The 11,769-nt window shown below is 48.3% G+C and carries 9 protein-coding genes; 2 read left to right on the forward strand and 7 right to left on the reverse strand.

Translation table 11 applies throughout. The features are described from left to right. The first annotated feature begins 139 nt into the window (after positions 1–139). Positions 140–1,444 carry a methyl-accepting chemotaxis protein gene (locus FW758_RS21535; protein WP_446446465.1) on the forward strand — a complete coding sequence of 435 codons (1,305 nt, stop codon included), beginning with the start codon at positions 140–142 and terminating at the stop codon, positions 1,442–1,444. A 78-nt stretch (positions 1,445–1,522) separates the two neighbouring features. Here FW758_RS21535 and FW758_RS21540 read toward each other — a convergent pair whose 3' ends face one another. The 7 genes from FW758_RS21540 to FW758_RS21570 form a co-directional block, all read right to left on the reverse strand. After that, positions 1,523–2,224, reverse strand: coding sequence for a DUF3581 domain-containing protein (locus FW758_RS21540; protein ID WP_006084189.1), 702 nt, complete (start codon positions 2,222–2,224; stop codon positions 1,523–1,525). Between the two features lie 211 nt (positions 2,225–2,435). Then, complete coding sequence (locus FW758_RS21545; protein ID WP_006080092.1) at positions 2,436–2,666, reverse strand: hypothetical protein; 231 nt, start codon at positions 2,664–2,666, stop codon at positions 2,436–2,438. Positions 2,667–2,824: 158 nt separating this feature from the next. Further along, complete coding sequence (locus tag FW758_RS21550) at positions 2,825–3,220, reverse strand: DUF2391 family protein (protein ID WP_446446466.1); 396 nt, start codon at positions 3,218–3,220, stop codon at positions 2,825–2,827. Between the two features lie 89 nt (positions 3,221–3,309). Continuing rightward, on the reverse strand, positions 3,310–3,588 hold the full coding sequence (locus FW758_RS21555) for a peptidylprolyl isomerase (RefSeq protein ID WP_006084190.1): 279 nt from the start codon (positions 3,586–3,588) through the stop codon (positions 3,310–3,312). A gap of 145 nt (positions 3,589–3,733) precedes the next feature. Beyond that, a complete protein-coding gene (mrcB, locus tag FW758_RS21560; RefSeq protein ID WP_446446467.1) occupies positions 3,734–6,058 on the reverse strand; it encodes a penicillin-binding protein 1B in 2,325 nt (774 codons plus the stop codon). Between the two features lie 84 nt (positions 6,059–6,142). After that, a complete protein-coding gene (gene hrpB, locus FW758_RS21565) occupies positions 6,143–8,713 on the reverse strand; it encodes an ATP-dependent helicase HrpB (protein WP_446446468.1) in 2,571 nt (856 codons plus the stop codon). A gap of 82 nt (positions 8,714–8,795) precedes the next feature. Then, on the reverse strand, positions 8,796–11,015 hold the full coding sequence (locus FW758_RS21570; RefSeq protein WP_446446469.1) for a putative bifunctional diguanylate cyclase/phosphodiesterase: 2,220 nt from the start codon (positions 11,013–11,015) through the stop codon (positions 8,796–8,798). 199 nt (positions 11,016–11,214) lie between these two features. Between FW758_RS21570 and thpR the strand changes: the two genes are divergently transcribed. After that, entirely contained in the window at positions 11,215–11,760 is a 546-nt protein-coding gene (gene thpR, locus FW758_RS21575; protein WP_446446471.1) for an RNA 2',3'-cyclic phosphodiesterase, read from the forward strand. The last annotated feature ends 9 nt before the right edge of the window (positions 11,761–11,769 follow it).

Genomic DNA, 11,769 nt, shown 5'->3' on the forward strand with positions numbered 1-11,769 from the left:
ATCCCGATCACGTGTTTAATAGAAATAAACCACACATTAAAATCACAGCTATATTTATCTGTATATCCAGCTCGTTATATCGAGCTTTCAATAAAGACCAGCGGTTTTTGAGTCAGTTAAGCTCATCAGGAGTATCTCAGTGTTCAATTCTTCATTACGTAAAAGCCTAGAAGTGAGCGAAAACAAGCGCCAAGAAGCGGAGTCGGTCATCGACGCCATTAAGCAAAGTATTGCCACGGTAGAATTTACGCCTGAAGGAAAAGTGCTCGATGCGAATGCCTTGTTTTTAAAAGTAGTCGGTTATTCGCTTAATGAAGTTGTTGGTCAACACCATAAGCTGTTTTGCTCAGCGGCCTATGCTAATTCTCCTGCCTACCAACAATTTTGGAGTAATTTAAAAGCCGGTCATCCACAGGAGGGAAATTTCGCGCGAGTGAATAAAAATGGCCAAGAAATCTGGCTGAGAGCGACTTACTTTCCTGTAAAACTGGCGGGGAAAGTCGTTAAAATTATGAAAACGGCTTCGGAAATTACTCAAGATAAGCACCAAATGGACGATCAAGCCGCTATTTTTGATGCCCTAAATCGCTCCCAAGCCATTATTGAATTTACCCCAGATGGCACTATCTTGAAGGCCAATGCCAACTTTTTAAAAACAATGGGATACAGCAAAGAACAGATCTTAGGTAAGCATCATAGAATTTTCTGTTTCGATGAATTTTATCGACAAAATCCACACTTTTGGAACGAGCTTAAGCAAGGTCGCTATAGCAAAGGGCTATTTGAGCGCAAAAATGCCTATGGCGACTCAATTTGGCTGGAGGCGGCTTACAATCCCATTATGGATGAGCATGGAAAGGTCGTTAAAGTCATTAAGTTCGCTAGTGATATCAGCAAGCGGATCGAGCAAAGCCACGCTGTGCGTGAAGCCGCAAATATTGCACTCACCACATCGCAACGCACCGTTGAGCAAGCGGAACAAGGCGTTAAGTTACTTAATGCGACCGTCAATACCTCCAATGCTATTGCTGAACAAACCCATAAAACGACTCAGGCGATTACTCAACTGAATGAGCAATCCCAAAGTATTCAAGCCATAGTCGCGACCATTAGCTCGATTGCCGATCAAACCAATTTGCTGGCATTAAATGCCGCGATTGAGGCCGCACGTGCGGGTGAACAAGGCCGAGGTTTTGCGGTTGTCGCCGATGAAGTGAGGCAGCTCGCTTCCAGAACCAGTAAATCAACCAGTGAAATTGCCGCCGTCGTCACTAAAAATACCCAGCTCACCACAAGTGCAACGAGTATGATGAACGAAGTTGAAGGTATCGCACAGGAAGGGAAACAACAATTAGCCGAGGTCACTTTGGTGATGGGAGAAATACGCAACGGAGCAGAAAACGTTTCACAAATCGTCTCTCAACTTTCAATCAACGGTCATTAATCCCCTCGCATTTCATCACGCAAGGATTGCATGGCGTTTTATCTAAAAGACAAAAACGCCATGTGATTGTTCCGTCAATCAATAATCAGTTTTACTACCTTCATAGGTGGCGCACATTTGCTGCGCCAGCGCCTCGTCGTAAGGACGTAAGCCACTCATGACTAAGGTTTTGATACCTGTGCCGACTAAAGTATCGCCACTGTGTAATTCAAAGTGCAATGTCACATCGCCACGTTTACCGTCGATTTTTAAATCTTGGTCAACGAGTGATAAGGTCACTTGCACAAAATCGAGGGTGGTTAAGTCAAACGACATGCTTTCGTAAATCACTAAAGGTCGGTCTGGGTTGATCATCACTTGATGTTGTTTCATCAAAGGGATCAGGATATCGATAAAATTATGCCCAGAGAAAGCAACATATTGACGAATAAAGGATTCTGTCTGCGCATCGCAACAACTTACATCGCCTTGACGGCTCACATTAAGATAGGTTTTTTCGCGGCCATCGCGAATTGAAAAACTCTCGCTCACTTGTTCCGGGAATTGCAGTTCGACACTCGCGCCCACCATACCCGCAAAGCTAAATTTCATGCTCTGACTCAGGCCATATTGAGTCAATACTATGGCAAACAGTAAATCTCCCGGCACGCAAAAGCGTTTTGCGCCCACATTGTGTATGGGATTAAAGTCCTGCGCAATTTTCTTCGCGAAGTCGCTGGCTTGTTGTGCTGAAACGGAAATGGCTTGATTTTGCTCGGAAAAATAAGGCGCTAGAAACATATAAACTCTATTTGTAATAACTCAATACAGGGATGGATAACAAAATTATCACGAGTCTACCTTAAATTAGGTATTTAACTCACCCGATGACTTGATCCCACGGAAGATGTACAAAGTAACACCATGCCCACATTTGTAAAGCCAAACAAATGACAAGGGTATTAACTTAGGTTAACAGGCTAGCGCCTTCCATTGGACAAGGAACAAATAGTTAGACTTGTTTAAATTCACGCTTCAATTGAAAACTATCGTCAGTGACCAGCTGCTCTAGCACTTCGACACGCTGACGCAAGGTAGCTAACTCGGCCCGCAAGGCTTGATTTTCGGCCTCTTGCTCACGGCTCGACACACCTTGCTTGTCGCGGATTTTCATAATCGCGACCACATATCCGCCAACAATGGCGAGTATCGGGATAAGTAAAGCGAGGGCTCCAGTATTCATAGTCATTTCCTTTATTTAGTGGCGTTATTGTTATCAGGCTAAAAACTCAGGCTTATTTCGACTCTAGACATCAATCAAAGTCAGAGTATGGGAATGAGTATGCGCAAAATAACCCTAATCCACCAGTGACAAAAGTCATGAGGTTTGGCTAAGGTGCATCATTCCTTATCGAAGCTATCCACCACAATGGCGCCCATAGAGGCTGGCATAGTGATGACGATAATCCGTTTTATCGAGGTCAGCGGATCTTCAAAAAAAGGCACTTTATCGAGGCACAGCAGGACGAGGAAAACCACCAGCGCGGTGAGCAAATACGCCACCATGATGCGGAAAATAAACACAGGGACTCGGGCACGAATATTTTGCTGGAACACACTGTGGTAAGTAAAAACCCCTAGAAATAACAGCGATAAACTAAAGAGCATGGTGAGATTGAGCACAGGCAAGGTTTCGCCGAGATGCCAGGCTTCCTCTGAAAATGCCACGGGCACCGCCAGCGCAAATGCCCCCACGCAAACTTGGCTCGCATCTTCGGTATTAAAACTAAAGGTCATGCTCATCGCTCCTTAATATTCCAATCCATTTGATTAGCCGAAAATGACGTGCGGCTAAGAGACGCTACATTGGGGCTTATTCCTGCGGTTTAAGTGCGATACAGCACTTTAACCACATGCCAGCCAAATTTAGTTTTAACTATGTGCGGCACTAATAACTCGCCCGAAAAAGCCACTTTATCAAACTGTGGCACCATTTGGCCTTTTTTAAACTCGCCTAAATCACCGCCTTTTTTGGCCGAAGGGCAAGAAGAAAAACGCTTGGCGAGTACCGCAAAATTAGCGCCATTATTCAGCTGCTTAACAATATCCTCAGCCTGCTCTTTGTGTTTCACTAAAATATGCACGGCGGCAGCGGTTTTAAACATGTTATTTCTCACTTTGGGTTAACGACCTAGGCTAAGGGAAGATGGCGTCACGCGTGTACTCTCGATAACGCCATTTCCATTCGCATAGGTTCTACTACTTAAGATTTTATATTCCACACACAACGTCTTTGGCCAATTCTCGAGCCTATTGGCCGAGAATTTTCTGCCACCATTGCAAAGGCTCGCCGCAATTATTCACCGGACGATAAGTCGCGGTTAATGCCGGAAGCGCATCAACATTGCTGCAATCCGATTCTTTGGCCACTCCGGTATCTCGGTCAAAAAAGCCCTTCACGACGCCATTCACTGGGATAGAGCGCAGACTAATAGGTGGACGTTCCTTTAAGAAGGCGAGATACACGGCCATGGCGCCACTGCTGCCATACAAGCTGGTTTTGCCGTTATCATCACGCCCCACCCAAATAGCGGCGACGTTACGCTCATCAAAGCCTGCAAACCAAGAGTCGCGGCTATCGTTACTTGTACCTGTTTTCCCCGCCAGTCCAACGCCGGGGAAGGCATTGCCTAAGCGCGTCGCGGTACCCGTATTGACCACTTGCTGCATTGCGTACTGGATCAAAAAGTCAGTATCGGGTGAGATGGCTTGCTCTTTAGGTAATCGCGTCACGGGCAATGGATTTTTATCAGCATCCAACACAGCCGTCACTGTGGTTAATTTACGATAAACCCCGCTATCGGCTAAGGTTTGGTACACCTGCGCCACCATTAATGGCGAGCCATTGACGGCGCCAAGTAACATAGAAGGATACTCGTTTAACGGCTCATGCCAGCCCGACTTAGCCAAAGTTGTCGCGACGGCATCCACGCCCACCGCAATCCCTAGATTTACTGTCGGGACGTTCATCGACTTTTTCAGCGCCGTTAACAAAGGCACTTGGCCGCTGAACTTCTTATCGAAGTTTTGCGGTGACCATGTCTTACCTTGCTCACTCTTTAAGGTAATGGGCTGATCTTTAAGGGGAGTCGCTAAGGTAAATTGGCTATTGGGTGCCAGTGCCGTGGCGTACACAAAGGGCTTAATTAACGAGCCAATCGGACGACGAATTTCAACCGCACGGTTAAAGCCATCAAATCCCGGGGTTTTATCGCCGACCATGGCCGCGATACCGCCCGTGTATTTATCGGTCACCACCATACCTACCTGCAATGACTTGTTGCTCTTATCTAAGCTCTTAAGGGTTTGAGTCACGGCAATTTCGGCGGCTTCTTGAGCCATAGGATCGAGCGTTGTATAGATTTTTACCCCTGATTGCTTCAGTAACGCATCGCCATAACGTTCGTTCACTTCCTGTTTTACCAGGGCGAAGAAGGAAGGTAATTTCTGGTGTGCGGGTTTATTAAGATTACGGATCGCCAGAGGTGACTCTACCGCCGCCTTGTACTCGGCCGTGGTTAAATCGCCTGCATCCATGAGTAAACGCAATACCAGATCGCGACGCTCTTGAATGCGATCCGGATATCGCCATGGATTGTAGTAAGACGGTCCCTTAATCGCAGCCACTAAAAATGCCTGCTGGGCGATAGTCAACTCACTGATAGGACGGCCGAAATAGAAACGCGATGCCAAACCCATACCATGAACGGCGCGGGATTTATCCTGCCCCATATACACTTCGTTAAGATAGGCTTCGAGGATTTCATCCTTGCTGTAACGAAAATCGATAATCACTGCCATCAAGGCTTCGCGCACCTTACGCAGCAATGAACGCTCACTGGATAGGAAAAAGTTTTTCGCTAACTGCTGGGTTAACGTTGAGCCACCTTGCACTGTGCGACCCGCGCTGATGTTCACAAACGCGGCGCGCGCAATCGCGAAAGGATTCACCCCATGGTGTTCGTAAAAGCTACGGTCTTCCACCAGCAATAATGCCTGTACAATCGACTTAGGCATTTCTTCGGTCGGCACAAACAGCCTGTCTTCACCGTCGCCAGTAATAATGCGATCGAGCAACACAGGCTCAAGATGGAATACGGCAAGCTGGCGTTTGTCCGACACTCGGGAGACTGAACTGACGCCATTGCTGTCGAAGCTGATCATGACTCTTTGTTCAACTTGATCGCCTTCTGGATGTAAAAATGGTCGACGCCACAATTCGATACGGGTGCTCGATGCCGAAAACTCACCCACTTGGCGTGGATTTGCGACCTTGCGATAGCCGAGCAACTTAAGCTCAGCCATCATTTGCGGATGGCTGACCGCCGCGCCGGGATACAGCGCCATAGAACGGCTGAACACCTGCGCGGGCAAGTGCCATTTTTGACCTTCAAATTTTTGCGCAATAATTTGATCGAGATAAATACTGTAGAAAGTCACTACCGCTAATCCGGCTAAGGCTAATTTCCAAGTGATTGACCAAACTCGTCGAAAGAAACCGCGGCCATTGTTGGCCCTACGGGAAGCGGGTGTTTTTTTTGTCGTCTTAGTCGTCATATCTACTTCATCATTCATGCATTTAAAGACATCAGCCACAATAACAAGCGTGGTGCAAATCAAGGCGTGTTTTCACCCGATTAAAAAACCAGCGCCACTGCGCTATGGCTGAGCTAAACCCAAGGTTTTCTTCTTGGTAAATTTTGTTGGTAGTGTATTCACAGGATTGTCCGGCCACAGATGTTTTGGATATCGGCCGCGCATTTCCTTTTTCACTTCCACATAAGGTCCCTGCCAGAAACTGGCTAAATCCGCCGTTAAAGCCAATGGACGTTGAGCGGGAGAAAGTAATTCCATCGTCACCTTTAGCTTGCCCTGCGCCAGCATAGGGCTCTGCGCCATGCCAAAGGTTTCTTGCAGACGCACCCGCAGCAGCGCACGCCCAGATTCATCGTATACGATTGGCGCAGAGGTACCGGTAACTAACGGCCAAGAGGTTGGCAATAACTCCTCCAGTCGCTGTTTCTGCTGCCAGCTCAAACAGTTTGCCACAAAACCAAAGCAATCGAGCTTAACTAATTGCGGCAGATTATTCACATTTTCGAGGTAAGGCGCCAGCCAAGTTTCTAGGCTCGCTAATAACGCCTCATCATCGACCTTTGGCCAATCACTGCCCGCATCGAACTCAGTCGCGAGTTTAAGCCTGTATTGAAACTGCTCTAAGTTAGCGTTCCAATTGAGAATTTGTAATCCTTGCTGGCGAATATAAGCTAGTAAGGCCGCGACAATTTGCTTGCGCTCAGGCTTAGCAATGGTCTCGGTTTTCACTAAAATTTGTCCGACCTTGTATTGGCGCTCGGCAATCACTCGGCCTTTGCCTTCATCCCAGCCACAGATCTCATGGATTTCCAGCAAGTCTTTTAGCTCGCTATCGAACAAGCTCGGCTGAAACGGACTCGCCAAGTAAATCCGTCCGGCGTTTCTGCCTTCAGTTTCTTGGAAATCCGCCACCACCATCCAAGGCGTTTGCGACAAGGCATCTTCGGCCGCCAGCACCACGCCAGTGCCATTCGCTAATTGATAGCCCTCAACGCCGCGCGCTTTGGCGATACGGTCCGGATACGCCAGCGCCAGCAATAATCCCACATCGCTGTGGTGAGCATGGGTAGCGACCTTCGCTAAATCGGCAGTTAATCCGAGCTTTTTCTGCCACTGTTTCGACTGCTGTCCCGCTTGCCCCTGACAAGCAAAGTGCAGGTAATTCATGATATCGGCGCCCTTTTTAGGCAAACCGCGCGCCTCTACAATCCCCGACAGCAAACAGGCCAAACTGCCCAATTGCCCAGTTTGCTCATTAACATTGTTTGCGCCTAAGCTTTTCACACTTAAGCTTTTCGCGCCCAATAGCATATGGGCAAGCCTGGGGTGACACCCCAGCTCGTAGGCCGCTTTACCGTGGAGAGTGAGTTTATTGTCACCATCGACCATGCCTAAGCGCTGCAGTAATTGCCACGCCAGCGCCTCATTCACACTCGGTGGCGGCGTTAACAACATCAAGTCGCTGAAGGATTTTGCGCCCCAGTAAGCACAATCGTGGGCCATAGCCACCAGATCCGCTTGGCTGATCTCGGGTTCATCGGCCCTGAGCATGCGGCCATGTTCTTCTTGGCTCCACAAACGCACGCACACACCCGCAGATAAACGTCCGGCGCGGCCACTGCGCTGAGTTGCCGAGGCTTGGCTAATACGTTTCAAACCTAAGCGGGTAACGCCGGTTTTAGGGTTAAAACTGGCCTGACGTTTATAGCCGCTGTCGATGACAAAACCTATACCTTCAATGGTTAAGCTCGATTCCGCCACGTTAGTCGCTAGCACGATTTTGCGCCTGCCATCTGTAGTTGCCGCAATCGCGCTATCTTGCTCAGCACCCGAAAGCTCACCATAAAGGGGGCAAATCAGAAAGGCATCTTGGGCTAAGCGCTCACGCAAAAACTGCTGCAGTCGTGAGATTTCGCCTTTTCCCGGTAAGAAAACGAGCACGGCGTTATTGCTAGCCGTTTTATCAACGTTGGCGCTACTGGCCGAGACCAGATCGAGTACGCAGCGGCCAAGATGATCGATCCAATGCTGCTGCGTCGGCACAGGGTGATATTCAACCTCAACGGGAAAACTGCGGCCTTCACTGTGCAAGGTCACGGCCTCTGGCATCAATTCGCCTAAGGCAAGGCCAGATAAGGTGGCCGACATGGCCAATATTTTTAAATCGTCCCGCAGTGAAGCTTGCACTTCGAGCGCTAAGGCGAGGCCTAAATCGGTAGTGAGGTGGCGTTCATGGATCTCATCGAAGATGATCATTCCAATCCCAGTTAATTCGGGATCTTGCTGGATCATCCGCGTGAGTATGCCTTCGGTGACAATCTCTAAGCGGGTATTGGCGCTGACTTTAGCTTCACCGCGCACGCGATAGCCCACTTCTTGCCCCACCTTTTGCTGGCGACAATGGGCAATATAGTGCGCCACACTGCGCGCAGCGACACGCCGCGGTTCGAGCATTAAAATGCGTCCGCTGATTTCTGGCCAATCCAACATAGCCAAAGGTAACGCGGTAGATTTACCCGCACCTGTCGGTGCCTCGAGGATCACTTGAGCGTGACGAGAAAAAGCCGCACGCAGCGGTGCTAATAAGCTATGAATAGGTAGAGAGTTCAAGAAAAAGACATCAGCGGCCAACACAGGCCGTCAGTGTACTAACAATCGACGGTGAGTACCATTTCACTGCAACATAATCCGGCTCGGTAGATAAGTGTACCAAACACTAGAGTTGTGGATAGGCCGCAAAGGTCTCACGTTTTTCGAGCCAAGGCTGACTGAGTCCAGACTGTAATTCAGCTAACCGTATCGGTTTATTGATGGCGTAACCTTGGGCATAGTCGACGCCTAAGGCTTGAAGTTTCCGGCCAATATCTTGGGATTCGACAAATTCGGCAACCACATCAAAGCCCATATCTTGGCCGAGTTGGCAAATTGATTTAACGATCGCCTGATCCGCACTGTCTTCGCAGATGTTCACTACAAATTGACCATCCACCTTCACAAAGTCCACATTAAGGCGCTTAAGGTAGGCGAAGCTAGAAAAGCCAGCCCCAAAGTCATCAAGGGCTAACTTACAATTAAGCGGGCGCAGTATATCGAGTAACTTTGTCGCTTGATCGAGCTGACTCACGGCCGCGGTTTCAGTGATCTCGATGCAAAGCTTGTCCACCAGCTCAGGTTCGGCCATCAAACGCATTTCTAGCCAGTTCATAAACTCAAAGTCGCCCAAAGAGGTCGCCGACAAATTCACCGACACGAGATCCAACTGCTGCCAGATATCTAAATGGCAACCGCCCCACTTGAGCAAGTTATCGATCACCCACAAGTCGACCTTAGAAGCTAAGTTATATCGCTCGGCGGCGGGCAAGAAGATGGCTGGTGACACGATAGTGCCGTTGGCCTGCACCATACGCAGTAAGATCTCTAAATGCAGACCAGACTCCTCGCGGTTTAATGGCACTATGCTTTGAAAATAAAGCTCAAATTGGTTTAACGCGAGTGCGCCGACTATGTCCACCGACGCCATCATCTCGGTATAAAGACGGTTCATTTTAGGATCGCTCGCACTGTATAAATGCCAGCCATTACGGCCTTGATCTTTCGCCAAGCGACAAGCAGCATCGGCCTGACTCATCACGGTATAAATGTCGGCGGCTTTTTTATCGAGTTTAGCAATCCCTATACTGACACTGACATTATGACTGCGACCTTCCCAAATAAATTCATGGTTCGCCAATTGGGTACAGATACGTTTTGCGATTTGTTTCGCCGAGTCCACGTTGCAGTAATGCATCAAAATACCAAACTCATCGCCACCTAAACGGGCGACGATATCGCCCTTACGCACGAGCTGTTTTAAGCGTAATGCCACTTGGCAAAGCAGCTTATCGCCCGCCTGATGGCCACTGATATTGTTGATGACTTGGAATTGGTCGAGATCGAGAAACGCCACACAAATAGGCATATCGTCGTGGGCGTGCAGCAGGTTTTCTAATAGGGCTTCGAAATGCAACCGATTGGGCAATCCTGTGAGCGCATCATAATTGGCATGGAACGACAGCTCATCGGCTAGGCGATACTTCTCGCTGACATCTTCGGCAATCATGACTAAGGTATCTTTATCGCCACTGATCTGGCTAAAACTGAGTTTCAACCAAGCCAACTGATGGATAGATTTCAACGGTAACTCACACCAAGCCTGACCAAGCACACCTTCACGTACCACATGCAAGGTATCAGTTAACATGGCATGTTCTTCCTCACGCACCATGTCGAATAAATCATAACCATGTTGGATTGGCAGCGTTTGCAGGGCGACTTTATTGAGCATAGTCAATTGATTATATTTATCTAACAAGGCGCAGGCTAAGGGTAACTGATTGAAGACTTCACAGTATTTATGCTCACTGGCGAGCATGCTCAGGGCGATACGCGTCAGTTCCATCGCCGAGCCAATCATCACAGCGGCGTGGTTAAACTCACTTATAAACTCTTCGCTCCATTCGCAACACTCGGAGCAATTGACTGCGCCCAGCGCAATACGCGTTTCGCCAAATACCACAGGTGGCAATACCAATAGACTCTTCACGTCCCAGTCCCTTAATAGGGCTCGCTCGGCCTGCGCATCGGCGGGCAAGGTATTCACATCGGGCAGATTTAATAGTCGCGGGGTGCGGACAAGGGAGCGAAAGAATGGCATGCGTGCCAAGGGCCAGACTCGGGTTTGTTGGCCTTTGGCAAATTGGGGTTTTAGATACAAATTACGCGTGCGTAAACGATCCAGAGACTGGCTGCCGGTCAATACAAATACTCCGTCACAATGCAGCTGCAAAGTGATGGTCTCAAGTGCTCGGTCAACATTTTGCTCTAAGGTTTCTAGCGGAGACTCACTAAAAATACTCACCAAGGCCTGTTGGAGTGGATTTGCTAAACCTACTAACATGAAAAGTGACTTCCTTACCTAAAAATCCATTTAAGGTATTATCGACGTATATTGAGTATAGGCTCACAGTAAATTAAACGTCTGCTTGAGTCGCAAATTAGCCGATAAATTCAACAACTAGATTAACGCTCAAAGACGCTAAACGTCAAAGTGTTCCCAGAGATAATCCGTGTTGAACGCCACAAAGGACGATAATCAGATGCAACAAAGGCTATTTCTCGGCTTCGCGCCTACCGCAGCACAAAGGGCAAGGCTGAGTGATGTACAGCAGCAACTGTTCTGCCACCTCAATCCTGAGGCGAAAGCGGTTAGCGTCAGTAATATGCATTTAACGCTCTGCTTTTTAGGGCTAGTTGACGACGAGCAACGCATCGCCCTCCTTGATGCGATTGACTGCTTAGCTAAGCCTAGATTCAGCGTTCAACTTAACCAGCTCGACTTATGGCCCAATGCCCAAGTCTGTTGCTTGAAAGGCGATGAAGTTGAGCCGCCGTTAGCGCAATTAGCTAAGCAGACGCAAGCAATCGCAGGCCGCCTGCAATTGCATAGCAGTGAACACCACTTTTGCCCGCACATCAGTTTATTTAGGAAGGCTAAAGAATGGACGCTAAATGAGTCGGCGTTATTGCAACTCAAGGACATGAATACGCTAACGTTAACGCCCGAATGTTTGCATTTATATCATTCAAAAAGCACAAGCACGGGTGTGGAATATCACATCCTACATTCTTGGACGCTCGATTAGCGTGGATCA

Source organism: Shewanella sp. 1180_01, assembly GCF_052850535.1.

Excerpts from the sequence above, each read along its gene's own strand:
- FW758_RS21540 (WP_006084189.1), bottom strand. The coding sequence starts at position 2,224 with ATGTTTCTAGCGCCTTATTTTTCCGAGCAAAATCAAGCCATTTCCGTT.
- FW758_RS21545 (WP_006080092.1), bottom strand. The coding sequence starts at position 2,666 with ATGAATACTGGAGCCCTCGCTTTACTTATCCCGATACTCGCCATTGTT.
- FW758_RS21550 (WP_446446466.1), bottom strand. The coding sequence starts at position 3,220 with ATGACCTTTAGTTTTAATACCGAAGATGCGAGCCAAGTTTGCGTGGGG.
- FW758_RS21555 (WP_006084190.1), bottom strand. The coding sequence starts at position 3,588 with ATGTTTAAAACCGCTGCCGCCGTGCATATTTTAGTGAAACACAAAGAG.
- mrcB (WP_446446467.1), bottom strand. The coding sequence starts at position 6,058 with ATGAATGATGAAGTAGATATGACGACTAAGACGACAAAAAAAACACCC.
- FW758_RS21570 (WP_446446469.1), bottom strand. The coding sequence starts at position 11,015 with ATGTTAGTAGGTTTAGCAAATCCACTCCAACAGGCCTTGGTGAGTATT.
- thpR (WP_446446471.1), top strand. The coding sequence starts at position 11,215 with ATGCAACAAAGGCTATTTCTCGGCTTCGCGCCTACCGCAGCACAAAGG.